Source organism: Novosphingobium malaysiense (genome assembly GCF_000802225.1).
GTDB lineage: Bacteria > Pseudomonadota > Alphaproteobacteria > Sphingomonadales > Sphingomonadaceae > Novosphingobium > Novosphingobium malaysiense.
The window spans coordinates 43,319-68,909 of sequence record NZ_JTDI01000003.1 but is presented as its reverse complement, the minus strand read 5'-3'; the positions used below and the strand labels follow the sequence as shown (position 1 = coordinate 68,909).

The 25,591-nt window shown below is 63.0% G+C and carries 25 protein-coding genes; 14 read left to right on the top strand and 11 right to left on the bottom strand.

The genetic code is table 11. The annotated features are described in order from the left end of the window. Positions 1–12 precede the first annotated feature (12 nt). The 7 genes from LK12_RS08235 to ykgO form a co-directional block, all read right to left on the bottom strand. On the bottom strand, positions 13–1,272 hold the full coding sequence (locus LK12_RS08235; protein WP_197063500.1) for a cytochrome P450: 1,260 nt from the start codon (positions 1,270–1,272) through the stop codon (positions 13–15). Between the two features lie 100 nt (positions 1,273–1,372). Then, a complete protein-coding gene (locus LK12_RS08230; protein ID WP_039281970.1) occupies positions 1,373–2,137 on the bottom strand; it encodes a peptidase in 765 nt (254 codons plus the stop codon). Positions 2,138–2,184: 47 nt separating this feature from the next. After that, entirely contained in the window at positions 2,185–3,048 is an 864-nt protein-coding gene (locus LK12_RS08225) for a transglutaminase family protein (protein ID WP_039281967.1), read from the bottom strand. 13 nt (positions 3,049–3,061) lie between these two features. Then, positions 3,062–4,012 carry an alpha-E domain-containing protein gene (locus LK12_RS08220; protein ID WP_039281965.1) on the bottom strand — a complete coding sequence of 317 codons (951 nt, stop codon included), beginning with the start codon at positions 4,010–4,012 and terminating at the stop codon, positions 3,062–3,064. Next, a complete protein-coding gene (locus tag LK12_RS08215) occupies positions 4,012–5,448 on the bottom strand; it encodes a circularly permuted type 2 ATP-grasp protein (RefSeq protein ID WP_039281962.1) in 1,437 nt (478 codons plus the stop codon). Before LK12_RS08215 ends, LK12_RS08220 begins: the two co-directional genes overlap by 1 nt. Positions 5,449–5,599: 151 nt before the next feature. Then, a complete protein-coding gene (locus tag LK12_RS08210) occupies positions 5,600–6,211 on the bottom strand; it encodes an HAD-IA family hydrolase (RefSeq protein WP_039281959.1) in 612 nt (203 codons plus the stop codon). Between the two features lie 96 nt (positions 6,212–6,307). Then, positions 6,308–6,433 carry a type B 50S ribosomal protein L36 gene (gene ykgO / locus LK12_RS08205; protein WP_004210176.1) on the bottom strand — a complete coding sequence of 42 codons (126 nt, stop codon included), beginning with the start codon at positions 6,431–6,433 and terminating at the stop codon, positions 6,308–6,310. Positions 6,434–6,631: 198 nt separating this feature from the next. Here ykgO and LK12_RS08200 point away from each other — a divergent pair, with 198 nt between their 5' ends. From LK12_RS08200 to LK12_RS08190, 3 genes are all read left to right on the top strand, one after another. Continuing rightward, the gene (locus tag LK12_RS08200) at positions 6,632–7,351 is read left to right on the top strand and encodes a DUF4136 domain-containing protein (protein WP_039281935.1); all 720 of its coding nucleotides are present in this window, start codon (positions 6,632–6,634) and stop codon (positions 7,349–7,351) included. Positions 7,352–7,429: 78 nt separating this feature from the next. After that, a complete protein-coding gene (locus tag LK12_RS08195) occupies positions 7,430–8,053 on the top strand; it encodes a DUF4136 domain-containing protein (protein WP_197063499.1) in 624 nt (207 codons plus the stop codon). Next, a complete protein-coding gene (locus LK12_RS08190; protein ID WP_039281933.1) occupies positions 8,050–9,201 on the top strand; it encodes a M14 family metallopeptidase in 1,152 nt (383 codons plus the stop codon). Before LK12_RS08195 ends, LK12_RS08190 begins: the two co-directional genes overlap by 4 nt. 40 nt (positions 9,202–9,241) lie before the next feature. Here LK12_RS08190 and LK12_RS08185 read toward each other — a convergent pair whose 3' ends face one another. The 3 genes from LK12_RS08185 to LK12_RS08175 form a co-directional block, all read right to left on the bottom strand. Next, positions 9,242–9,673 carry a cytidine deaminase gene (locus LK12_RS08185; RefSeq protein ID WP_039281931.1) on the bottom strand — a complete coding sequence of 144 codons (432 nt, stop codon included), beginning with the start codon at positions 9,671–9,673 and terminating at the stop codon, positions 9,242–9,244. Continuing rightward, a complete protein-coding gene (locus LK12_RS08180) occupies positions 9,670–10,305 on the bottom strand; it encodes a glycoside hydrolase family 25 protein (protein ID WP_407938134.1) in 636 nt (211 codons plus the stop codon). Before LK12_RS08180 ends, LK12_RS08185 begins: the two co-directional genes overlap by 4 nt. 100 nt (positions 10,306–10,405) lie before the next feature. Continuing rightward, positions 10,406–10,888: a UPF0262 family protein gene (locus LK12_RS08175; protein WP_039284961.1), complete on the bottom strand. Its 483-nt coding sequence runs from the start codon at positions 10,886–10,888 to the stop codon at positions 10,406–10,408. A gap of 143 nt (positions 10,889–11,031) precedes the next feature. Here LK12_RS08175 and LK12_RS08170 point away from each other — a divergent pair, with 143 nt between their 5' ends. The 9 genes from LK12_RS08170 (at position 11,032) to LK12_RS08130 (ending at position 20,107) form a co-directional block, all read left to right on the top strand. Further along, positions 11,032–12,546, top strand: coding sequence for a replicative DNA helicase (locus LK12_RS08170; protein ID WP_039281928.1), 1,515 nt, complete (start codon positions 11,032–11,034; stop codon positions 12,544–12,546). A gap of 11 nt (positions 12,547–12,557) precedes the next feature. Continuing rightward, on the top strand, positions 12,558–13,298 hold the full coding sequence (locus LK12_RS08165; RefSeq protein ID WP_039281925.1) for an SDR family NAD(P)-dependent oxidoreductase: 741 nt from the start codon (positions 12,558–12,560) through the stop codon (positions 13,296–13,298). Positions 13,299–13,786: 488 nt separating this feature from the next. Continuing rightward, positions 13,787–14,728: a glycine/sarcosine N-methyltransferase gene (locus LK12_RS25420; protein ID WP_456237687.1), complete on the top strand. Its 942-nt coding sequence runs from the start codon at positions 13,787–13,789 to the stop codon at positions 14,726–14,728. Further along, complete coding sequence (locus tag LK12_RS24905) at positions 14,721–15,548, top strand: SAM-dependent methyltransferase (protein ID WP_039281923.1); 828 nt, start codon at positions 14,721–14,723, stop codon at positions 15,546–15,548. The genes LK12_RS25420 and LK12_RS24905 overlap by 8 nt, the downstream gene beginning before the upstream one ends. Before the next feature lie 310 nt (positions 15,549–15,858). Then, positions 15,859–16,749, top strand: coding sequence for a DUF6662 family protein (locus tag LK12_RS08150; RefSeq protein WP_039281921.1), 891 nt, complete (start codon positions 15,859–15,861; stop codon positions 16,747–16,749). 14 nt (positions 16,750–16,763) lie between these two features. Next, positions 16,764–17,312 (top strand): FMN-binding protein, encoded by a 549-nt coding sequence (locus LK12_RS08145; protein WP_039281919.1) that lies wholly within the window; start codon positions 16,764–16,766, stop codon positions 17,310–17,312. Positions 17,313–17,322: 10 nt separating this feature from the next. Continuing rightward, the gene (locus tag LK12_RS08140) at positions 17,323–18,129 is read left to right on the top strand and encodes an FAD:protein FMN transferase (RefSeq protein ID WP_052223281.1); all 807 of its coding nucleotides are present in this window, start codon (positions 17,323–17,325) and stop codon (positions 18,127–18,129) included. A gap of 20 nt (positions 18,130–18,149) precedes the next feature. Further along, on the top strand, positions 18,150–18,641 hold the full coding sequence (locus LK12_RS08135; RefSeq protein WP_052223280.1) for a hypothetical protein: 492 nt from the start codon (positions 18,150–18,152) through the stop codon (positions 18,639–18,641). Positions 18,642–18,811: 170 nt separating this feature from the next. Beyond that, on the top strand, positions 18,812–20,107 hold the full coding sequence (locus tag LK12_RS08130) for an amidohydrolase family protein (RefSeq protein WP_039281914.1): 1,296 nt from the start codon (positions 18,812–18,814) through the stop codon (positions 20,105–20,107). Positions 20,108–20,164: 57 nt separating this feature from the next. Here LK12_RS08130 and LK12_RS08125 read toward each other — a convergent pair whose 3' ends face one another. Continuing rightward, on the bottom strand, positions 20,165–21,340 hold the full coding sequence (locus tag LK12_RS08125; RefSeq protein WP_039281911.1) for an aminotransferase: 1,176 nt from the start codon (positions 21,338–21,340) through the stop codon (positions 20,165–20,167). A 174-nt stretch (positions 21,341–21,514) separates the two neighbouring features. On the opposite strand from LK12_RS08125, the gene LK12_RS08120 reads away from it, so the two are divergent. Both LK12_RS08120 and LK12_RS08115 read left to right on the top strand, forming a co-directional pair. Continuing rightward, positions 21,515–23,335: a hydantoinase B/oxoprolinase family protein gene (locus tag LK12_RS08120; protein WP_039281909.1), complete on the top strand. Its 1,821-nt coding sequence runs from the start codon at positions 21,515–21,517 to the stop codon at positions 23,333–23,335. A 155-nt stretch (positions 23,336–23,490) separates the two neighbouring features. Continuing rightward, positions 23,491–25,578: a hydantoinase/oxoprolinase family protein gene (locus tag LK12_RS08115; protein WP_039281904.1), complete on the top strand. Its 2,088-nt coding sequence runs from the start codon at positions 23,491–23,493 to the stop codon at positions 25,576–25,578. Positions 25,579–25,591: the final 13 nt, after the last annotated feature.

Below are 25,591 nucleotides of genomic sequence, written 5' to 3'. Positions count from 1 at the left end.
CGGTTCCTCTCTTCAGGCCGGTGTGAATTCTATCGGCAGGCCCTTGATCCCCCACACGCCGGGGAACGGCCGCCAGCCCGGCTCACCGTCAGCATGCGGCGCGCGCATGTGCTGGGCAACCAGATGGATGCCTTCCTGCAACTGAGCACGGGCAATGTACTGTCCCAGACACATGTGCTTGCCCATTCCGAATGCCACGTGCCGGTTTTCGGCGACGATCGGCCGGTCAGGATCGAAGCGGTCGGGATCGGCGAAAAGACTCGCGTCGTGGCCCGCCACGTTGAGATTGAAGAACAGCATGGTGCCGGCGGGAATGCGCACGTCGCGGTATTCGATGTCGCTCGTGGTCGCCCGGAACGCCGAACTGGGATTGAACACTCGCAGCGTCTCTTCGACCACGCGGCGGCAATATTCGAGATCCTTGGCACACCGCTCATAGATCGAAGGATTTTCGATCATCAGGTGCATCATGTAGGTGAGCACGTTCTTCGAGGTGTCGTAGCCCGCGACGAACAGGAAGATGATGAGATCGGCCAGTTGCCGGTCACTGACATTCCCTTGCGCACCGGCTTCGATCAGCATGTCGAGCAAGTCCGCATCGGCTCCTTCTCGCGGTTCTGCTCGGCGTTTGGCCAGCAGGTCGTGCGCGAAGGCATCGAGATGTTCGAAAGCGGCATCGAGGTCAGGCACGCGAGTCTTGTCCATGGAAAAGGCAAGGCCCATCGTCTCCATCGACTTGCGCAGGCCCGGGATTACCGAAAGCGGCGCCCCCACCATCTGCGCGGTCACCGCGATGGGGTAGTAGGAGGCGAACTCCTCGAAATCGATCTTCTCGCGCGGCGCCCAATCGGCCAGCAGCCGCTCCATCGTCTCGCGCATGATCGGGCGCAGCTGATTGGCATAGCGCGGCGTGAACTTGCGCGCGAAGGTATCGCGCAGAAAGCGATGCTCCCGATCGGGCAGCGCAATCATCTGTTCCTCGGCAAAGCGCCCCCAGGGCGAGCCACGGCATTCCATGATATCGACGATGCCGTCGAAGGAAGGCCGCAGCGAATCGTCGCGCACCATGAGCTCACGGATCGCCCTGAGATCGAACACCGCGTAGCCCTGGTCGGTGCGTGCCAGCCAGGGGTGCCGTTCCCGCGCCTTTTCGAATTCCGGCCAGGGATTGGCGGCGAACCCCGGCGCGTTCCAGTCGAGAAAATAAAGATCGAGTTCGGTAATGTCCTGCATCTGCGCAGCCCTCTCCACCGTACTGCCGCTTGCCGGCATGCACGCAACGAGCCGCAGTGTATCACAAGTACAACGGAGACAAAGTGTCAGGACTGGAACACTGAACCGCCCCGTTGCGTGCGTCACGCAAACGGTTTGTTTATTCGGCGGCGGCCTGCAGGGCCTGCTCCATCTGGTAGTCCGGCAGAGCATCCAGTGCCTGCCTCAGAGCCTCGCCCCAACCGGTCGATACCGCCTGGAAGTAGGGATCGGTACCATCGATCCGCCGTTCGTGGAGCGGTGTGAACGTGTCGCGCTGGATCACCAGAAGATCGAGCGGCAGGCCGACCGACAGGTTGGCCTTGAGAGTCGAATCGAAAGAGACCGTCATCAGCTTGACCGCCGCTTCGAACGTCATCGCGCGATCGTAACCGCGGATCAGGATCGGACGGCCGTACTTGGTCTCGCCAATCTGGAAGAAGGGCGTGTCGAAGCTCGCTTCGATGAAGTTGCCTTCGGGGTAGATCAGGAAAAGACGCGGCTCCATGCCGGCAATCTGGCCCGCCACGATCATCGTGGCATTGAATGTACCTGCCGCCGCGCTCTGCCCCGAATCGGCCGCGCGCGAGGAGATTGTGTCCTGCAGCAGGTTGCCGACGATCGTCGCAACCTGAAACATCGTATCCGCTTCGAGCAACGAATTGTTGCGCTCCGAAGGGGCCTTGTTGCGTTCCTCGAGCTGGCTGATCACGGCCTGCGTCGTGGCAAGGTTGCCGGCGGTCATCACGGCGATGATGCGCTCACCGGGAATTTCCCAATGATACATCTTCCGGAAAGTGGAGATGTTATCGACGCCGGAGTTGGTGCGGGTGTCGCTCATCAGAACGAGACCGCGATCCAGCATCATGCCAACGCAATAGGTCATTGCAAACCTAGCCCCTGCAAACCCGTCTTACGGCGCGGAAGCGGCTCTCAGCCGCCCTGAGCCTGTTGTTGCCCGCCTCCGCCGGAGGACTGCTTCTGCGTTCCTACCAGTTTCTCGTCGACCGACAAATGGACATCGAGGCTGGTTTCCCCAGCTCCCATGGCGATACCCGTTACAGGGGCGGCCTCGCTATAGTCACAACCGGTGGCTACGCGAATATACCGTTCATCGGGGCAAATGGCGTTGGAAATGTCGAAACCGACCCAGCCCAGCCCCGGCACGTGCGCCTCAGCCCAGCCATGACCGGCCTCCTGCTCCACGAGTCCGTCCATCTTCAGGTAGCCCCCGACGTAGCGCATCGGAATGTCGAGCAGGCGCCCGGCGCTGATAAAGATGTGCGCGTGATCCTGGCACACCCCCTGGCCCGCTGTCAGCGCCTGTTCGGCAGTCGTCGAGGCATCGGTCGTGCCGGGAACATATTCCACCTGCTCCCCGATCGCCCGCGTCAGGGCATGGAGGAAATCGAGGGTGTTCTCGCGATCGGCATCGATCGATGCCACCAGCTGTCGCACGCGGTTACCCGCGCGGGTTAGCGGCGTCGGCCGCAGGAAACACCACAGGGGCATGTGCCCGCTGTGCGTACCCATGACCCCGTTGTTGTCGATGGTGCGCACCGTTCCGTGGCAAGTGACGACGACCTCGCGTCCGCCGGGCTCGATCGAAACCAGATCAGTGTGATTGAAATGCTGATCGTCGTAATCCGCCTCCGGCTTGGCGCCGACCAGATCCATGCGCCATTCCAGGACTTCCTGGCCATGGGTGGATTTCGGCTTCAACCGCAGCCGCTGCAGGCCGTGATAAACCTTCTCGGCAAAGCTGTAGTGCGTGGTGTGTTTTACGGTCAGAAGCACGGGTAAGCCGGTCCTATTCGATGAAACGGTAGTCGGCGGCGATGGCGTTGCCGATCTCGATGGTCTTGCCGATGACGCCCTGCAAAAATTCGTGCAGCCCACCTTCGAAAATGTCGTCTATCGTGATCTGGTGCAACCTGGCCCCGGCATCGCGCAGCAGTTCGTGGGCGGAAACCTCATGGCCGTATTCCTTGGCCAGCCCGGCCATGTTGCTGCGCAGCTTTTCATAGCAGAACACCAGGCTGCGCGGGAACTGCCCGTCGAGGATCAGAAAGCGGGCGATCTCCTTGGGATCCATCGAGCCGGGGTTGAGCCAGGTGTAGGCCCGGTTTCCCGCCACCGAGCGCAGCAGCGTATCCCACTGCACGTTATCGAGGCTCGAACCGACCCAGGCCACCGAGGGGAGCAGCACGTAGTACTTTACGTCGAGGATGCGCGCCGTATTGTCGGCACGCTCGATGAAGGTGCCGATGCGTGCGAAGTTGAACACCTCATTGCGCAGCATCGTGCTTTCCATCGCCCCGCGCACCAGCATGGCCTGCCTGCGGATGGCGGAAAGCACTTCGCCCAGATTGCTTTCCCGTACTGGCCGGGACATCAGGTCGTGCAGCGTCATCCAGCCTTCGTTGGTCGCTTCCCATACCGAATTGGTGATGCTGGTCCGCACCACCCGGGCATTGGTGCGGGCAAGATCGATCATCTGCAGAACCGAGCCGGGATTTTCCTTGTCGCGCAGCAGGTAGTTGAACACCTGCGGACCGGAAAAATCGGAATAGAGCTCACTATAGGCATCGACCTGGCCAGTGGTGGTCAGAACCGATTTCCATTCCTCTTCCGCCGACGGACGTTCGCCGCCGCGCGTAAGTGCAAGGTGGAACCCCACGTCAATCAGGCGCGCCGTGTTCTCCGCCCGCTCGAGGTAGCGGTTCATCCAGTAGACGCCGTTGGCAGCTCTTCCCAGCATTACTCGTCCAGTACCCAGGTGTCCTTGGTGCCGCCGCCCTGCGACGAATTGACGACCAGCGACCCCTTCTTGAGCGCAACGCGGGTCAAGCCGCCCGGCGTGATGTCGATGCCTTCCGGCGAAACGAGAACGAAGGGCCGCAAGTCGACATGTCGCGGGGCCAATTCCGAATCCCTGAAGATGGGCACGGTCGACAGCGACAGCGTGGGCTGGGCGATGTAGTTTTCCGGCTTGGCGCGCAACTTGGCCTCGAACGCGGCCAATTCCTTCTTTGAAGAGGTCGGGCCTATCAGCATGCCGTAGCCGCCCGAACCGTGGACTTCCTTCACCACCAGGTCGCTCAGGTTGTCGAGGACATAGGCCAGGGCATCCGGCTCCGAACAGCGCCATGTCGGCACGTTGTTGAGGATCGGCTTTTCACCAGTATAGAATTCGACGATCTCGGGCATGTAGCTGTAGATCGCCTTGTCGTCGGCAATGCCGGTGCCGGGAGCGTTTGCAATGGTGATGCCGCCCGCGCGATAGACATCCATGATTCCGGCCACACCGAGGATCGAATTCGGATTGAAGCTGAGCGGGTCGAGGTAGTCGTCGTCGACGCGGCGATAGATCACGTCGATGGCCTTGTACCCGGTGGTCGTGCGCATCGCCACGCGCCCATCGACCACGCGAAGGTCCTTCCCCTCTACCAGTTCCGCACCCATCTGGTCGGCCAGGAAGGCATGTTCGAAGTAGGCGGAATTGAAGATGCCGGGCGTGAGCACGGCCACGACGGGGCGCTTGCCCCCTTGGTAGGCCGGCGGCGCGCAGGCCCGCAGCGAGCGGGCAAGACGGCGCGGATAATCGGAGACAGGGCACACCGGGACCTGCGTGAACAGCTCCGGAAACATCGCCATCATCGTCTCGCGGTTCTCGAGCATGTACGACACGCCGGAGGGCGTACGGGCATTGTCTTCGAGAACCATGAATTCGTCGGGACCGGTGCGAACCAGATCGATGCCGACAATGTGCGTATAGACGCCGCCCGGCGGCGTGAAGCCGATCATCTGCGTCAGGAAAGCATCATTGTTGCGCAGCGCCTGCATGGGCAGGCGACCGGAGCGAATGATTTCCTGGCGATGGTAGAGATCCTGGAGGAAGGCGTTGAGCGCCCTCACCCGTTGCTCGATCCCGCGTGTCAGCTTGCGCCATTCGCGCGCCGTGATGATCCGCGGGATCATGTCGAACGGAATCAACCGCTCCTCGGCGGCCTCGTCTCCGTAGACGTTGAAAGTAATTCCGATGCGACGAAAGAAACGTTCGGCCTCGGCATCCTGACGCTTGAGCCAGTTCTTGTCCTGGGAATCGTACCAATTACAGAAATCGGCATAGGCGGGGCGGACAGACCCGTCCTCGTTGAGCATTTCGTCGAAATTCTTCGTGCTCGTAGCCGTCATCGTGACTCCCGTTTGACCATGTGATGCAACATGGAAAGGGACTTGCCAAGCACTTACGCTGCAACTGCGAAAGAAAATGCCGGCGCACAATTTCGATGGAAACGGACCATTTCACTCTTCGACCTTTCGCCGAAGGCAGTTTGCCGCCCGCCTAACCGAGCAGCCCGCGGGCCTGCAGGTCCGCGCGAAGACGACCCGCATCCTCGAAGTGATGCACGTGCCAGCCAAGGTCCCGCGCGGCGGCGACGTTCGCGGCATTGTCGTCGATGAACAGCATGTCGCCGGGCTCATGCCCGAAGCGACGCGCGGCAAGGTCGAAAATCCTGGCATCGGGCTTCGCCAGCTTCTCGTCCCCGGAAACCACGATGTCGCCGAACATGTCGAAAAGCGGTTCGGTGGCGCGGAACTGGCGCCAGAACGTACTGGCGAAGTTGGTTATGGCGAACAGCGGAATCTTTCGGTCCGCCAGATCGCGCACGATCTCGTGGCTGCCGGAGACATTGCCGGGTATCGTTTCGAGAAAGCGCGTGGCGTAGGCGTCGATCAGGTCGTCGTGCCCGGGAAATTCGGCTTTGCGTTCCGCCACCATCTCGTCGAGGTCGCGGCCGGCATCATGCTGGAAGTGCCACTCCTCGGTTACGACCGTGCTGCAGAACCAGTCGAGCCGCTCGGGATCGTCGATCAGCTTGGCGAACAGGCAGCGCATGTCCCACTGGACAAGCACTCGCCCCACGTCGAAAACGACAGCTCGAATGGCAGACATGACAAGACCCCCGCGAATGGCGGGGGCCTGATCGTCATCGCAATGGCCCGTCCGCCTGGAATCCCCGCCGTTTCCGACGGGGATGGGCGAACCGAATCAGCCCTGGCGCGCCTTGAAGCGGCGGTTGGTCTTGTTGATGACGTAGGTACGGCCGCGACGACGGATCACGCGGTTATCGCGGTGACGACCCTTGAGCGACTTGAGGCTATTGCGAATCTTCATCGTATGTCTCGTTTGTCTGGGCGGTTTCCGACCGCCGGAAATTCGAAGTGGGGCCGTTAGTCTCACAGGCCTGCGAAGTCAAGCGCGGGAAGCCGAAAACCGGGATTCGAAGGCTTCATTCATCTGCCCGCAATCGAACGGGCGCATAAGCTGTATTCGGGCGCGACACCACGACTTTCGGACAGAACGATAAAACTCATGACATTGCTCAAACATGCGGCCTTCACCGCCGCCATGGCCACCATGCTGTTCGTCCCCTCGTTCGCGCAAGCGCAAGAAAGGCCCTGGGGCTCCGGCTGGCGTTCCCCCGGTTGGGACAGCCCGATGCGTGCACCGGCCGCCGACAGCCGCCATCGCGATCCACGCGAAGGCCGCGTCGATGTCAGCCGCTTCGTCGTCGCAGGGGCGGCTGAACGACTCGGCCAGGGCCCCGTCACCGTCCAATCCGAATCCGGCGACGGCCCTTGGGTCGAGGAGAGCCGGCGCGCCGCCTACGAGGCGGCGATCGTCGATGCACTGATCGGCGCCGGGTACGAGACCCGGCATTCGGGAGATGCAAACGCCCAACTGGTGACGCTGAAGATAGCCCGGCGGGTCCTCGCCCCTGCCGAGGAAAAGAAGAATCCCGTAAGCGGCAGTGCAGCGATGTCGGTCGGCACGCGTGGCTCCGCCTACGGCCTTGCCGTCAACGTGGACCTTTCCAAACCCCGCCCGGCCCTGATCTCGACCCGGCTCGATGCCCGCATCACCGACAAGGCGAGCGGAAAGGTGCTCTGGGAAGGCTATGCGAGCATAGCAACGCGCGAAGGTGACGAGGACTGGAATGACGCGCGTATCGCTGGAAAACTCGCCGACACCCTCTTCGACGACTTCCCAAGGGCGGGTAGCGTCGTTCCCGCAGACGCACCGATGGGTTGAGCAGTGCTTGCATCCGCTTGAAGCAGGGGCCACACCGGCGCGAGATGTCTGCTACGCGTCGGCACTGGAGAGGATGCAATGACTTACCGCCCGTTCCTGCGTCTTTCCGGCAAGGCATTCAGCCTGCTGGCGCTTGCCGCCACCGTGGCTCTGCCCGGTTGCGTTTCTCCCGTGGGGCCGGTCGAGGTCACGCGCTTCCACGCGCCGGATGTCGCGATGCTGGGCGGGGGAACCATCCACGTCGAACCGGCCGAGGGACAAGCCGACGACATGGAATTTCGCACTTATGCCAATGCCGTCATGCGTGAATTGACACGGCTGGGCTACAGCGAGCCAATCCCCGGACAAGACACGGGCGAACAGGTCGCAGTGCTGAGCCTGGAGCGCCACCGCTATCAGCCGCAACGCGGATCGAACCCGGTTTCGGTGGGCGTCGGCGGCAGCACCGGTAGCTACGGATCAGGCGTGGGCGTCGGGGTCGGCATAGATCTGTCCGGACCGCCGCCCGAGCAGGTGGATACGAAGATCGCGGTCACCATCATGGAACGCGCCAGCGGAAGGCACCTGTGGGAAGGCCGTGCCAGCTTCACTGTCCGCGCCGATTCGCCATTGGCACAGACGCCGCTGGGTGCAGCGAAAATGACGGAAGCCCTGTTCAAGGGGTTTCCGGGCGAGTCCGGCGAAACTATCCTGGTGAAATGAACGATATCCAGATCTGCGCAACTTTCGATTCCGGCAACATCGAAGTCCTCTCCATCGACGATACAACCGCCCGCCTTGCCATCCGGCGCGATCGCAACTCCGACTTCTTCCAGTGGTTCCATTTCCGCGTCAGCGGCGCGAAGGGGCGGGCGATCACGCTCGTGATCACAGGCCTCAACGGTTCGGCCTATCCGATGGGGTGGTCCGGCTACAACGCCTGCGTATCGGAAGACCGGCAATTCTGGGGCCGCGCGGAAAGCCATTGGGACGAAGGGCGCGACGGCGGTTCGCTGACGATCCGCTACAAGCCCACGGGCAACCTCGCCTGGTTCGCCTATTTCGCGCCCTACTCGATGGAGCGTCACCACGACCTCGTCGCCCGAATGGCCAGTGCCAGCAGCGTGGACTATCGCTGCCTCGGCACGACGCTCGATGGCCAGCCGATCGACTGCCTGGAAATGGGGGCGGGACAAACACAGGTTTGGCTCTATGCCCGCCAGCATCCCGGCGAATCGATGGCCGAATGGTGGATGGAAGGCGCGCTCGAGCTCCTGACCGACCGCACCAGTTCGACAGCACGCGAATTGCGCCGCCGTTGCCGTCTGCACGTGGTTCCAAACGCCAATCCCGACGGTTCGAAGCGCGGCCATCTGCGTACCAATGCGGCGGGTACGAACCTCAACCGCGAATGGGACACCCCTACCCCCGAAAAATCCCCCGAAGTCCTGGCCATCCGCAATGCCATGGACGAGAGCGGCGTGGATTTCGCCATGGACGTTCATGGCGACGAGGCGATTCCGGCGGTATTCCTGGCCGGCTTCGAAGGCATTCCCTCGCTCAAGGACGAGCAGCTCGCCGGCTACAATCGCTTCGCCGATCTGCTGGAACGGCGCACGCCCGATTTCCAGACCAAACTGGGATATCCTGTCGCGCGACCGGGCAAGGGCAACCTCGCGATGTCGACCAACCAGCTGGCCGAACGTTTCGGCTGTGTCTCGATGACGCTGGAAATGCCGTTCAAGGACCACGATCCCGCAGCAGACCGCCGGCAGGCCTGGAGCCCGGAGCGCTCGCAGCAACTCGGCCGCGATTGCATGGGGGCACTGCTTGAATGGCTTATCGAACGCGAGAGCGGCGCGCGGTCCTGATTGCGGGCTTGCGCCAGGTTGGCCTTGTCGAGGTCACGCCTCAGTCGAGGTTCGCCGGGCCGAATGCATAGGGCAGCAGGTGCGACAGGCGCATTTCCAACACGCCTTCCGCACCGTCGCACCAGATTACCGGATCGGTGCCGCCCAACTGCGCCACTTCGTTGAGTATCTGACGGCAGCGTCCGCATGGCGTCACCGTTGCTCCCTCGCCCGGTGCACCCGCGGCGCCTCCGGTCACTGCCACGGCCTCGAGCGCGCCTCGCTCGGGCGCCGAGAGGACCTTGGCGACTGCGACCGTCTCGGCGCACAGGGCGAGGCCGTAGCTGGCATTCTCGACATTGGCGCCGGTGACGATGGAACCATCCGCCATGAGCAAGGCCGCGCCCACATGGAAGTGCGAGTACGGCGCATAGGCCCCGGCGGCGGCCTCGCGAGCCGCGGCTATCAGGGCATCTCGCTGGCTCTCGTTCATGGTTGCACCACTATCCAGCGCAATCCATCCTGCGCAATCTCGTTGGCAAGGCTCGTATTGGCAGTCCACAGTGTCCATGGCCTTCCGGCATAGGCGGGCATGAAGCGGTCGCGGACCAGCCAAAGGTTGCGGTCGAGCTTGTGCGCGATGCCGTAACGATCCTCGAAGCGCGAAGTGACCTTGAGGATCACCGGCTTGCCGGCATGAGTCTCGACCTGATTGAGGAAGGTCATCAGTTCGCTTTCCACCTTGGCATCGCTGACACGCACGGGGCAGTCGTCCGCCAGCATGTCGAGTTCAACCACGGGAGGAAGCAGGGACGCATCGCGCGGGACGGTGGTCACGAAGTTGGCCGCCTGCTTTTCGGCCGGCTGGCAGGGGTCGTAGCGGTGGACGGCTCCGACCTGCATGTTTGCCGCGCGCGCGGCATCGAAGTTTTCGACGAAGCGCGGATCGCGGGCGAATGCACTGGCACTGGCATCGATATAGGCAAAGTCCGCGCCGATGGCCTTGAGCGAAGCCCAATTCACCGCCCCATCGTCTGCACCGATCTCCACGCCCTGCACGGGAAACGTGCCGCGATCCGGCAACCAGTGGTGCCATTGCCACCAGCCCCATGCACCGGAGACCATCGCAATGAGTAATAGAAGACCCAGGATTCGCAGCCTGGTAGCGCCGCGCATCCTTGCTGCCTTGCGGCCCCTGGTAGCTCCCCGAGCCAATTCCCCCTCCTCAGCCGCGGATATGCAGGACGCAGATCAGCGTAAACAGCCGCCTGGCCGTAGGAAAGTCCGTCTCGACCTTGCCCTCCAGCCGCTCCAGCAGCAATTCCGCTGCCTCGTTGTGGACGCCCCGGCGGGCCATGTCGATGGTCTCGATCTCCTGTGGCGTCGACTTGCGAATCGCCTGGTAGTAGCTCTCGCAGATCGCAAAATACTCGCGGATCGGGCGGCGAAAGCGCGCCAGCCCCAGCACAAGGGTTTCCAGTGGTTCGCCCTGCTCGCTGGCGATCTCCATCGACAGCCGCCCGTCGCGTACGGACAGCCGCAGGCGGTAGGGGCCTTCGTGACCGGCTTCGAAAGTGCGAACGGGCTTGAAAACGTTGTCTTCGATCAGGTCGAAGATGGCGATACGGCGTTCCTGCTCGATATCGGCGTTGCGCCACAGAATGGTCGCGTCGTCGAGTTCGATATGGGTGATGCGCGGGTCCGCCATGATGCGCACCGCCTTTACGCGCTTGCAGCACGCCCGGGCAAGCCCGACGAACGGGCGACCCGTCACCATCCACAAGCTGTGGAATAAAATCGGCGCACGTCATGCTTGCGAGTGCGGGCCGGCGAGACCATGGTACCGCGCTTATGGCTCAGCAAGACCTTCTCGTAAAAACTGCCGAATCCGAAGCGCGTACCCTTCCTTCGAACGTGGAGGCGGAAGCCGCGTTTCTGGGCGCAGTGCTGATCGACAACCGCGTAATCGAGGAACTGCAGACCCAGCTTGGACCGCAGCATTTCTTCGAGCCCGTCCATGCCCGCATCTACGAGCGCATCCTCAACCTGCTCGACCGCAAGGCCGTGGTCACCCCGGTGACACTGCGGCCCTATTTCGAAGCCGACGAATCGCTGAAGGCCCTGGGCGGCGTGGCCTATCTCGCCCGCCTGACGGCCGATGGCCAGGGTTTGCTGGCCCCGCGCGAACTGGCCGACCAGATATACGACCTGGCTCTCTTGCGCGAATTGATCTCGGTGGGTCGCGGGCTGGTCGAAGGCGCGATGGACACCTCCGAATCGGTCGAACCGATGGAGCAGGTGGAACGGGCGGAAGCCGCGCTTTACAAGGTGGCGGAAGGCGCTGCCTCCGCCAATGAGGCCAAGAGCTTCGGCGCCGCCACGCGCACGGCCATTTTCAACATCGAAAAGGCGTTCAATTCGGGCGGCCACATCTCGGGCAAGACCACCGGCCTCAACTCGGTGAACGAGAAGATCGGCGGCCTGCACGATTCCGACCTTATCATCCTTGCCGGCCGTCCCGGCATGGGCAAGACCTCGCTGGTCACCAACATCGCCTTCAACACCGCCCAGCGTTATGTCGACGATACCGTTCGCGACGGCATCGAGCACGCCAAGTCGGTAGGCGCGCCGACGGCCTTCTTCAGCCTCGAAATGAGCGCTGACCAGTTGGCGACGCGTATCCTGGCCGAACAGTCGGGCATTTCGTCCGAAGCGCTGCGCATGGGCAAGATCAGCCGCGAGGACTTCCAGCAACTCTCATTCGCCAGCCAGCGCCTGGCCGAACTGCCGCTGTTCATCGACGACACCCCGGGCCTTTCGATCGCCGCGCTGCGCACTCGCGCGCGCCGCCTCAAGCGCCGCCACAATATCGGCCTGATCATCATCGACTACCTGCAGCTGCTGTCCGGATCGGGCCGTGCGCAGGACAACCGCGTGAACGAAATCTCGGAAATTTCCCGCGGTCTCAAGACCCTGGCAAAAGAACTTGAAGTTCCGGTTATCGCCCTGTCGCAGCTGTCGCGTGCGGTGGAACAGCGCGAAGACAAGAAGCCGATGCTCTCCGACCTTCGCGAATCCGGCTCGATCGAGCAAGACGCCGACATGGTCTGGTTCGTCTATCGCGAGGACTACTACGTCAATGCTACGGAGCCCAAGTACCCGGCCGAAAACGATCCGCCGGACGTCGTCGAGAAGTGGGAGGCCTGGCGCCAAAAGATGGAACAGGTGACCGGGCTTGCCGAACTGATCGTCGCCAAGCAGCGTCACGGTTCAACCGGGCGCGTGCGCCTGAAGTTCGAGGCGCGGATCACCAAGTTCTCCGACCTCGCCCCCGACGACCTGCGCGCGGCGTTCGACAATGACTGACGTGGGCGCACGTGACTGACCACAAGGTTCTGCTGATTGCCGGCGGCTCGGGATCGATCGGCAGTGCGATTGCGCGCCATGCGCTTTCGCAGGGCTGGAAGGTGGCTTTGCACGGGCGCCGGCAGGACAAAGTCGACGCGGCCGTGACCGGCCTTTCCTATCTCGGCCCAATCGACGGGTTCCTCGCCGATATCTGGGACGATGATGCGGCTGAAACGCTCGTGGCGGAAGTGGCGGAACAATATGGCCGCATCGACGCGGTGGTCGACTGCACCGCGACCGGACCGATGGGAATTACCGGCCTGTTTCCGGAGACTTCGCCCGAAGTCTTCGGAGATTTCCTGAACGTCTCGGTTGGCTGGATCGAACGGCTGGCTCATGCCTCCTACGATTTCCTTGCCCAACAGGGCGGGACCCTGATCGGATTCATATCGGATGCCGGCATATATGCCGCTCCGCGCCAGACCCTGATCGGCGCCGCGCGTGCCGGAACGATCGGCTTCATTCGCAACTTCGCGCTGGAAGCCGCCCGAGACGGCATCCGCGCCCATGTCATTTCCCCCAGCTTCGTGGAAGGTACGGAGAGCGCCTTGCGCATGGGATCAGAGAGGATGGCCAAGGCTGCCAGACGGGCCGGGCTAGGCCTGCCCTCTGCCGACGACATCGCCCCGCTGGCTCTGTTCCTTTGCGGCGATGGCGCCGCAAAGATTACTGGTCAGGTCATCAGCGTCAACGGCGGCCTGAACGCCTGAGGCGGCAACCCTGGTTGCTGGCCGGCACCCGCGAGCGCTCCATCCCTGTGCACCGGCAATTTCGCGGTGTGGAATCGACAAACCTCCCGAATCGATATTGCCTTCCACACCCCCCCGAACGCGGCCGGCCGACCGGCATTCCCGACATTTCCGTGCACCGTTTCACCTCCACGGCGCTGTCAGCAACTTGTCCGCTACATGTGCCGGAGGAATATGCGCCGCCAGACCGATTGTGCACTGCACCATACAAACCCTTGAAGATGTTGGCATATCCTGTGCCGGTCGATGCGGTGGTCAGAATATTGCACTTTTGCGGCAGACAAGAACCCACCCGCTGTGAATTGAAGCATCTTCTCAGCCCGTATTTGAAATAGGCGCAATGAAAACTTCATTATTCCAATGACGGTTTAAACATTACTTTGTCATTGATGCAATAAACGAAGATATAGTAAAGCCAAAATCACCGATAAAAATCGCCCCCTTTCAGTGTGGCCACCCCAGATTATCTTTGGTACAAAAGTGCACACTTCCGCAGTGATCTCTGGTTATCCCGCGCGTATCTCTCGCGACGGGTTATTTGCGACGTCCGAAAAACGAGGGGAAGATCTATCAACGATCAGCAACAGACTGTCTTCGCACCGGAAGATGCGCAAGACTACGGGAAGGATCCCATCGCCGTCCGGGAAACGGACAAATACGTATCCGAATACGTCCGCGGCTTTGTCGAGAAGTGGGACGAACTCATCGATTGGCAGCAGCGCGCCGAAAGCGAAGGCCGCTTTTTCATCGACGTGCTCAAGGCGCGTGGCAAGCACGCCGTGCTCGATGTAGCTGCCGGCACCGGCTTTCATTCGGTGCAATTGCTGAAAGCGGGCTTCAATGTCTCATCGTCCGACGGGTCCGCCGAGATGTTGGCCAAGGCATTCGATAACGGAATGCGGCACGGCGTCGTGCTCAAGACCATCCATGCCGACTGGCGCTGGCTGAACAAGGACATCCACGGGAAGTTCGACGCGATCATATGCCTGGGCAACAGCTTCACGCACCTGTTCGACGAAGCGGACCGTCGCCGTGCGCTTGCCGAGTTCTACGCTGCCCTGAAGCACGACGGCATTCTCATCATCGATCAGCGCAACTACGACGGCATCCTGGATCACGGGTTCTCGTCGAAGCACAAGTACTACTACTGCGGCGATCAGGTGGTGGCAGAACCGGTGCACGTGGACGAAGGTCTGGCCCGGTTCGAATACCGGTTCCCCGATGGCTCCTCGCACAACCTCAACATGTTCCCGCTGCGCAAGCAGTACATGCGCGGACTTCTGGAGGACGCGGGCTTCCGGAAGATCAAGACTTACGGCGACTTCCAGGAAGAGAGCGAGGAAGCCAATCCCGATTTCTTCGTTCACGTGGCGGAGAAGAATTATGAATGATGTGGCAGAAGGGGTCGCGATCGCCCGCGACTATTACGACAGCGACGAGGCCGATGGCTTCTACAGCGCAGTATGGGGCGGCGAAGACATTCACATCGGCCTCTACGACACCACCGACGACATCCGCGCCGCAAGCCGCCTCACCGTGGAGCACATGGCGGGAAAGCTCGGCAACCTGTCCGGCAAGCGCGTCATCGACCTGGGCTCGGGCTATGGCGGTGCCGCACGCGTACTCGCCGGCGAGTACGGCGCGAAGGTGACATGCCTCAACCTCTCGAGCGTGGAGAACGAACGCAACCGCAAGCTGACCGAGGCCGCCGGCCTTGCCGACCGCATCGAGGTCGTAGACGGATCGTTCGACGCCATGCCCTTTGCGGACGAGAGTTTCGACGTGGCCTGGAGCCAGGACGCGATCCTGCACGCGCCGGACCGCGGCGCCGTGCTCGACGAAGTGGCCCGCGTTCTCAGGCCCGGCGCCCTGTTCGTCTTTCACGACCCCATGCAGGCCGACGGCCTTGCCGACAAGGCCGCGCTGCAGCCGATCTACGACCGCATCCACCTGCCCGATCTGGCCTCCATCGGCTTCTACCGCGACGGCCTGACCGCCCGTGGCTTCACCGAAGTGGAGACCGAGGAACTCACCGGCCAACTCGGCACGCACTACCGGCGCGTGCGTGAGGAAATGCTGGCCCGCAAGGACGAGCTTGGCCTGCCGGACGCCTTCGTGTCGCGCATGTCGGCCGGGCTCGATCATTGGGTACAGGGTGCCGCAAACGGAAACTTGCGCTGGGCGATCATGCTCTATCGCAAGAACGACTGACGCGCACTCGTCTCCATCAGAGGCCTGCGGCGCCTGAAGGCATCCGCCTTTCCGCGAAGCGTCAGATTCATTCCATGTCAGACCAAGGGACCGGGGCCGTCATCATGACGGCCCCGGTCTCGACGTGCGCGTAAACTGCCAAGGCGCCCTCGCCTGCTTCCCGCGGGCACATATCGTGATGAAATTGCAAATCACCCTCAATTATTTGATCCAGATCAAATCAATTGTTGCTGGATTGTGAAAATAGCTGTTGCGACGCATTCTCAGTAGCGATACGTGCGACGTCACACCAAAAAACAGTGAGGGATTCATGAACAATCGATTCGCTTGGGCGGCAGCAGCCGCCTGTCTTGCCCTGCCCGGCGTCGCCCATGCCGACGAAAACCTGCTCGGGTACAATGCCGGTGCGGAGGTCCTGCCCAAGGGATCGAGCGACCTGTACATCTTCAACACGCTGCGTTCCGGCAAGGGCGAGGGGCACTACCGTGCCATTGATACGCAGCTTGAACTCGAATACGGCATCACCGATCGCATCCAGGTTTCGGTGGCGGCGAACATCCTCTCGATCGATACGGCCGGTCTGACCATCGACGGCTACCTGCCCAAGCCCATCGACAAGGGTCCGCGCTTCTCCGGCGTCGAGCTGGGCGCCAAGTTCAATGTCCTGAGCCCTGCCCTCGACAACTTCGGCCTCGCCATCATCACCTCGGTCGAGGTCAACCGGCTCGACCCGCACAGCGGCCAGGACAAGCTCGAATACGAGGCCCACACGGTCCTCGCTGCGCAGAAGTACTTCATGCAAGGCCAGCTCACCTGGATCGGCAACATCGGCCTGAAGGCCGGCTACGAGGACCGCGGCGCGATTGCCGACCTGCCCGAGGGATTCGACTGGCCGACAACGCCGGAAATGGAAATCGAGGTCTCCGCCGGCACGGGCCTGTCGTACCGCGTGGCACCCAACTGGTTCATCGGCGCCGAAACCCAGTGGACTTCGGAATACGAGACCGAAGTCGGCAACGAACGCTGGTCGCTCTTTGCCGGTCCGTCGATCCACTACGGCGGCAGGACCATGTGGGCGACACTCACCTGGTTCCCGCAGATCGCCGGTGGCGGTGAGCGGTACCCCGGCCAGACCAGCGATCTTCACCTGATCGAGAAGACCAAGAACGAGTTCCGGCTGAAGCTGGGCTACAACTTCTGAGGAGGAAAAAGGCAATGAACCGTTCGATCTGGACGGCGATGCTGAGCCTGCCCGCCCTGACCGTGATGGCCACGCCGGCTTATGCCGTCGACTATCTCAACGTCGAACAGGCACAGCGCGCCGTGATCCCCAATGCGACGAGCTTTGCGGCCTATCCGGTGTCGCTATCCTCGGCGCAGCTCAAGCAGATCAAGTCGATCGCACACGTGCCGCAGCGCACCGACAAGCCGAGCGTCTGGAAAGCCATCGCCGGCGGCAAGCAGGTCGGCTGGGTCATCGTCGACGAGGTGATCGGCAAGCATGAAATGATCACCTATGCTACGGGAATTTCGATGGACGGACATGTGCTCGGCGTCGAGATCATGTCCTACCGCGAGAGCAAGGGCAGCCAGGTGCGCAATGCCAAGTGGCGCAACCTGTTCCGCGGCAAGTCCGTGAGCGATCCGTTCAAGCTCAACAAGGACATCCCGAACATCTCGGGTGCCACCCTGTCGTGCAGGAACATCACCGACGGAGTGAAACGCCTGCTGGCGCTGCATCAGGTGGCTTTGGCCAAGCCCTGAACGGCCCTCCGTGCACACGCGCTGCCGCCCGCTCCTCGGCACCTTTGTCGAGGTAACCGTGCCCGAGGAGGCCGCACCGGCAATCGATGCGGCCTTCGCGGCGATCGCGCGCGTCCAGGCGCTCATGTCGTTTCACGCGGAAGACAGCGACCTCGCCCGCATCCGCCAGGCAACGCCGGGCCAGATCGTTGCGGTCGCTCCCGAAACGGCCGAAGTTCTGCGCCTTGCCCAGGACCTCCACCGCGCCAGCGACGGCCTGTTCGACGTGACTATAGGACGCGAACTGGTGCGCGGCGGCTTTCTCCCCGCCCCGCGTTCGCGGCGGCGAACCTTGCGCTGGGGAACAGGAGCAGACATCGAAATCCTCGAGTGCGGGCAGGTTCTCTGCTCGCGCCCCGTACTGATCGACCTGGGCGGCATTGCCAAGGGCTATGCCGTCGACTGCGCCGTCACGGCCCTGAAGAAAGCCGGTGCAAGCGAAGGCCTGATCAATGCCGGCGGGGACATGCGCATGTTCGGCAACCGCGCTTGGCCGGTGGCGCTCAGGGATGCCGATGGAACGGTTCGCAAGGAAATCGAATTGACCGACCGCGCCGTGGCCACTTCGGCCAATCTGAACAACCGCCGCCGCCGCTGGGGGCGCATCTTCACGCCGCACATCGGCTTTGACCGCAAGGCGCTCGTCTGCAAGGAGCGCGTGACCGTCGTGGCCGACCGCTGCGCGATTGCGGACGCCATGACCAAGATCGCCATGGCCGATCGTGACATGGCCCGGCGCCTGCTTGAAACGCGTGGCGGCTTCGTGCTGACCGACTGAAATCTGGAGACGACCGACAAATGCCCAACCGCCGGACAGCACGCCTTGCTTCGTGGCAGATCTGGCTACTCAGCCTTTCGGGCACGGGGCTGTGGCTGACCGGCGCCGCGTGGCTGCTGCTTCATTACTACGGGCAGACAGAAGGCGACTTCGGTCCGGAGATGAACCCTCTCGAGCCGTGGATGATGAAGCTGCATGGCCTCTTCCTCATTCCTGCCCTGCTCGGAATCGGCGGCATGTTCGTCGCGCACATCCCCAAGGGCTGGCACCACACGGCCCAGCGCTTCGCGGGCATCGTGCTGAGTGTGGTGCTGAGCGTCCTCGTCGTGACCGGCTATCTTCTGTACTACGCAGGCGGCGAAGCCTTGCGCGAATGGAGCAGCCTGATCCACTGGATCATCGGCCTGGCCCTGCCCGCCGCCTTCCTGTGGCACTACGTCAACGGACAACTCGTGCGCCGCCGGAAAAAAGCTTCCGCGACACAACCGGCATCTGCAGTTGCCGATCGCTGAAAGAGCCGGCCCCACCCTCCCGCGCCAGCAGCCACGGCGCCGACCCGCATAATTAACCAAACGCTTGCTACATATTTTGTGCAGGGTTAGGATCATGGCTGCCCGGATGCGGAAAGCGCCCGGAATTGCACGAATGTGGCGCCACGAAGCGTCATGCACGGGAGAGAGCCATGTCAACCGATACAAAGACGGAAAGCGTAGTCAAAGCCCGGGCGGATGATGCCGCCAGCTACTGGCTCAAGGAAGGCTGGGCGCCTGGCGGGCATATCCGCGAAGTCGATTTCGCCACGGAGGCCCGCGGCCTCGATCCGATGTTCGCCGGAATCAAGATCGTCGATTGCGACACGCATTTCACCGAGCCTGCCGATCTCTGGACGGCCAACGCACCCGCGCATTTGAAGGATAAGATGCCGCATGTCAGGCGCATCGACGGCGCGGACCAATGGTTCGTGGGCGATCGCCATTTCGGCTCGATGGGCGGCAACGTCATCGGCAAGGACCGCAACAAGCTGCTCGGACGGCTGGCCTTCCCCAACTACGACCAGATCGACCCCGGATCGTTCGACGTCGGCGCCCGATTGGATGCGATGGACGCGATGGGCGTCTGGGCGCAGATTTGTTTCCAGAACGGCGGCGTCACCCAGGCCGGATCGCTCGTCGCGCTCAATGACGACGAGCTTGCCATCACCATCACGCAGATCTTCAACGATGCCTGCAAGGACAGGATGGACGCCTCCGACGGCCGCATAAACTGTATGGGCACCCTGCCCTACTGGGGCAAGGACGTGATGAATGCCGAGATGCGGCGCATTGCCGATCTCGGCCTGAAAGGCATCACCCTGCCCGACCGGCCCGAGCGCCTGTCCGAAGGCTATGTCGGCCCGGACGGCGGCGTCTCGCCCTTCTGGGAGGAAGTGTTCGAGACCTGTGAAGCGACCGGCATTCCGCTCAACTTCCACCTCAACGCCTCGCTCGACGCCAACACCGCAATCTGGGACAATCTCGGCTTCGATCAGAAATTGCCGATCCACGCCTTGATTCACCACATTGGGTGCGCCGCCACGATGTCGAACTTCATGGTCTCGGGCATTCTCGACAAGTACCCGAACCTCAAGATCGGACTGATCGAAAGCGGGGCCGGCTGGGTGCCGTTCTGGCTGGAAGGCATGGAGCACCAGCTCGACGAATTCCGCACCGCGCAGAACCGCGGCCTCAAGAAGCGGCCCAAGGAATACTTCAAGCAGAACTTCTGGGTGAGCTTCTGGTTCGAGGACTACGCGCCGCGCAACATGCTGGACGAGATCGGCGTCGACAAGGTGATGTTCGAAACCGACTATCCGCACCCGACCTCGCTCTACCCCGGCGTCCAGAACAAGCTCGTCGCTGTGCTGGCCGAGCACGATCAAGAAACGCGCAGGCGCGTGCTCGAGCTCAACGCCAGAGAACTCTACAACCTAGAGTTCTAAGCAGAGCCGCTTGCACGGACGCGGCGCATGAGCTGCCGTGTCCGCGCAGGCGATACCCTATCCCAGACTGCGACGCCACCGGGCCAGTCTGTCCACCGCCTCGTCCAGCATCGGATGCGGCTTGGTAAAGCAGAAGCGCACGATGTGCTCGGGCCTCACAGCGCCTTCGTACAGCGCCGAGACCGGAACGGTCGCAACGCCCGCTTCGGTTACGGCACGCTCGCTGAACTCCCGGTCGCCGAGCATGATGCCCGAAGCGGCAAGGTCGATGCACAGGAACCACGTCGCCGCATTGGGCAGGACGGCAAAGCCGGTCTCCTCAAGCCCCGCCTTGAGCCGGCCCCTCGCAGCGGCCCATTCGGCCCGCTGATCTGCCAGCATCGCGTCGGGCATCTCCAGGCCCTCGGCCACCGCCCATTGCAGCGGCGGGGCGCTGGCATAGGTGAGGAACTGGTGGGCACGGGATACGGCTTCAGCAAGGTCGTCCCGTGCGATCATCCAGCCGATCTTCCAGCCGGTGATGCCGAATATCTTGCCGGCGGAGCCGATCTTCACGGCGCGGTCCGCCATGTCGGCAAAGCTCATCAGCGACTTGTGGGGCACGCCGTCGAAACGCACGTCTTCCCAGACCTCGTCGCAGATTGCGATCAGATCGTGTCTCACGCAGGTCCGCGCGATGGCGGCAAGTTCGCCTTCGCTTGCCACGGTGCCTGCAGGATTGAGCGGGTCGTTGAGCATAAGCACGCGCGTTCGCGGCGTGATGGCCTGCTCCAGCGCTTCCGCATCGTACCGGAAAAGCGGTGGTTGCAGCATGACCGAGACCGGCACACCCCCTGCCCGGCGGACCATCGGCGCATAGGCATCGTAAGCAGGCTGGAACAGGATCACTTCGTCGCCAGGCTGCACGAGCGCCAGTACCGATGCGGCAATTGCCTCAGTAGCTCCGGAGGTTACCGTCACTTGCTCAGGTAAAATCTCAAGCCCTTGGCGCCGCGTGTAATAGCTGCAGATCGCCCGACGTAACTCCGGCAGGCCTGCACCGGGCGGGTACTGGTTCGACTTTTCGCGCAGGGCACGCGAGGCGGCTTCGAGCACTGGCTGGGGACCGGGCGCATCGGGGAAGCCTTGCCCCAGATTGATAGCCCCGAGTTCGCGCGCGAGCGCAGACATTCGGTCGAATACGGTGCGTTCCATCCCGGCATAGACGGGGTGGATGCGGCCGGTGGTCTTCATCGCGGTGCTGCTCCGATGGCCTTTACGGGCATGGTCGAAAGGTCGGTCGCGCGATAGCGCTGCTTTTCGCAAATTGCACGCCGAGCCGCGCCGTTTGTCGAGAGATGGACAGACCGTGGCCCTATCCCGATCCTCGACGAACAAGAAGGACGGGCGGAAGAGGAAACTATAGCGATGTCCTACGAACTGAACCGCAAGCTGGCCGCCCCGCGCGAGCCCCTGCCGACAACTGCAGAGATCGACCAGGTTACCGCCGACATCATCCGCGGCGCCTTCGAGACCGTCTGCTTCGAGAGCGCGACCTACCTCGGCCGGGCCGCATCCTCTCCCATCATCAACCAGTCGAACGAGCGCAATGCCGCTATCGTCGATGCGCATGGCCGCCTGGCCATGGGCGCGATCGGTACGCCGCACCTCACTTTCGTGAACCAGATGGAAACGCGCTGGGGCCTGATGAATCAGGAGCGTTACGACTGGGGACCGGGCGACGTGTTCCTCGCCAACGATCCCGATCACGGCGGCGGCCACTTGCCCGACTACAACGTCTACGGCCCGGTCTACGACGAAAAGGGCGAACTGATCTGCATCCAGACGCTGCAGGCCCACCAGGGCGATACCGGCGGCAAGGATCCGGGCGGCTTCACGCTGGAAGCGACCGACGTCTTCACCGAAGGCGTGATCTATCCCTGCCTCAAGCTCGTCCACCGCGGCGAGCTGCGCAAGGACGTGTTCGACTTCGTGGTGCGCAACAACCGTTTCGCCACGTTCGCGGGCGACATCGCTGCGATGATCGGCGGCGTGCAGCATGCCGCCAAGATGCTGGAGGACCTGCTGGCGAAGTGGGGCTCGGAAACGGTGAAGGCCGCGATCAACCACTCGATCGAACACACCGAAAAGCGCATGCGCGAGGAAATCGCCAAGTGGCCGAACGGCACGTATGAAGGCACCGTCTTCATCGACCACGACACCGCGGGCACCAAGGACATCAAGGTCCATGTCGCCTGCACCGTGGACGGCGGCCAGCTCACCGTCGACCTTACCGGCACTGACGACCGGCAGGACCTCGTCGGCGTGTGGAACACTTTCGCCAATTCGCGCAGCTACGTGATGACGCAGGTGATCACGCACCTCGACCCGACGATCGTGCGCAACGAGGGCATGTTCAACGCGGTGGAGATCGTGATCCCCGAAGGCTGCATCGCGCAGCCGCCGCCGAACAAGCCCGCTGCGCTCGGCTCGTTCCACCCGGCCTGCGAAATCACCGAGGCGGTCTGCGTCGCACTCAGCCAGGTCGCGCCCGAACGGGCCCAGCCGCAGCTCTACAAGATCGGCATGCCCAACGCCGTCATCGGTTTCGACGAGAACGGCATGATGTGGATGGACCAGGGCGTCGATTGCCGCTCGATGGACGTCTCCGCGATCCAGGGCCTCGACGGCTGGGGATCGTGCCCCAATTCGCTGGGCAACCTGATCCTGTCGGAGGCGGAGGACGCGGAAAGCCGCTTCCCGATCCTCAACATCAGCCGCGAGATGACCACTGACGGCGGCGGCGCCGGCCAGTGGCGCGGCGCGCCCGGCTCGCTTAATGTGAAGCAGGTGCTCAAGCCGACTTCGGCGATGGCCTGGATGGTTTCGGCGGATCACCCGCTGCGGGGAATGTGCGGCGGCGAGGATGCCATTCCCTATACCAACCACTTCGAGGTGGGCTCGCCCAACGAGCGCAAGATTGAACGCACCGCGCAGGACCTGCTCCCCGAAGGCGCCGTGATCGCCTACCAGCACGGCGGCGGTGCGGGCTTCGGCCAGCCGCTGCTGCGCGATCCCGAAGCGGTGAAGGAAGACGTGCTCGACGAGTATGTCAGCCCCGAAGCCGCGCGCGCCAAGTACGGCGTGGTGCTGACCGGCAGCCTCGAGGACTACACGCTCGCCGTGGACCACGAAGCGACCAAGGCGCTGCGGGCCGAAATGTCGGCCATGGCGGAAGCGGCGGAGTAACCGGCACTTAGTTCAGTTTCATCGTCATCCCCGCGCAGGCGGGGATCCCGCTTCCTGCGACTGCGCATGAGAAAACAGCGGGGCCCCCGCCTTCGCGAGGGCGACGATCAGGGAGGGACGGAGAGCCGCTCGGCTCTTCAGCAAAAGGCAAGCAAATGACCTATCGCGTTGGCATCGACATCGGCGGCACTTTCACCGACTTCGCGCTTCTCAAGGGCGACGAAGTGGTGCTGCACAAGAACCTCTCCACTCCAGAGGACCGCTCGCTGGGCGTGATGGAGGGCCTCGGCAAGCTGGCCGAGAAGGAAGGCCTCGAACTCGGCGACTTCCTCGGCAAGTGCGAAGCCATCGTCCACGGCACGACCGTGGCCGACAACACCCTGATCGAGATGAACGGCGCGCTCACCGGCCTCATCACCACCGAGGGTTTCCGCGACGAGATCGAGTACCGCCGCGGTTTCAAGGAAGACATCTGGGACGTGCGGCTCGCGCCGCCCAAGCAGATCACCCCGCGCCGCCGCCGCCTGACCGTGCCCGAGCGCATCCTGCATGACGGCACCGTGCATCACGCGCTCGACGAAGACGCGCTGCGCGAGGCCTGCCGCAAGCTGCGCCTGCAAAATGTCGAGGCAGTCGCGATCAGCTTCCTGTTCTCCTTCGTCAACCCCGAGCACGAGCGCCGGGCCAAGGAGATCGTCACCCAGGAAATCCAGAACGCCTATATCTCCGCCAGCCACGAAGTGCTGCCGCGCGCGCCGGAGTACGACCGCACCTCCACCACCGTGGTCAACGCCTATGTCGGCCCGCGCGTGATCGGCTATCTGGAAAAGCTGGTGCAGCGCCTCGTCGAGGGCGGATACAAGAACCAGCTCATGGTCATGCAGGCCGCCGGCGGCGTGATGACCAAGGAATACATCGACGGCGCTCCGATCCGCGTGCTGGCCTCGGGCCCTGCGGGCGGCGTGATCGGTTCTGCCCATACCGGGAGTGCCAAGGGCTGCCCCGACTTGCTCTGCGTCGACATGGGCGGCACCAGCTACGACATGTCGCTGGTGGTCGGTGGACAGGCCCCGGCCGAGGCCGGTTGGAACATGCACCACCGCTACCTGATCGGCGTGCCGATGGTGAAGGTGGAGACGCTCGGCGCCGGCGGTGGCTCGATCTGTCATGTCAATGCAGGCGCGCTCGAAGTCGGCCCGAAGTCGGCAGGCTCCGAACCCGGCCCGATCTGCTACGGCCGCGGCGGCACCGAGCCGACCGTCACCGACGCGCTGGTGATGCTCGGCATCCTCTCGACCGACGAAGGCTTTGCCGGCGGCAGCTTCTCGCTCTCGAAGAAAGGCGTGACCGAAGCCTTCCAGACAATCGCCGAGCAAATGGAAGACGTCGGCGACGACTACGATGCCGAACAGGCCGCGTTCGACTGCTGGCGCGTGGTCAATGCCAACATGAGCCAGGGCGTGCGCCGCACGACCGCGGGCAAGGGTATCGATCCCAAGGACCTCGTCATGCTCGCCTATGGCGGCAACGGCCCGGCCTTCGCGGCGATTCAGGCCGAGGATCTCGGCATCAAACGCGTGCTGGTGCCCAAGGCCTCGCCCACGTTCTCGGCGCTCGGCACGCTGGTCGCCAACCCGACGATCGATGAGGAACGCTCCTACATCGCCTCGGCCAAGGCGCCCGATCTCGACCGCATCCGCCAGCTCTGGACCGACCTGTCCACCCGCGCGCGCAAGTACTTCACAGACGCGCACTTCGATGCCGACGACATCCGCGTGAACTACCAGCTCAACATGCGCTATCCGGGGCAAAACTTCTCGCTCTCGCTCGACTACAAGGCCGATGTGCCGCTGGGCGATCTCTCGTTCATCGGCGACGATTTCGGCGAACGCGCCATCGAGCTGTTCAACCAGCGCCACATGGACGAATACGCCCACATCCGCGAACACGAGATCCCGGAAATCTCGGGCGTCCGCCTCGCCGCCCACGTCGAGACGCGCACTCCCAAGGCTTCGGGAGGCTTCACGCCCTCGGGTAAGGCTCCGACGCCGGCGAAGAAACGCCGTGCCAATCTCGGCGAGGGTTTCGCCCAGGTGCCGATCTATCGCGGCAAGGACCTCGAAGCGGGCATGGAAGTGATGAGTCCGGCCATCATCGAAGAGACCTTCACCACCATCGTCGTCTATCCGGGCTGGAAGGCGCAGGTGGACGATGCGGGCGACTATCAACTCGTGAAGGCGTGAAGTACCGCCCCCG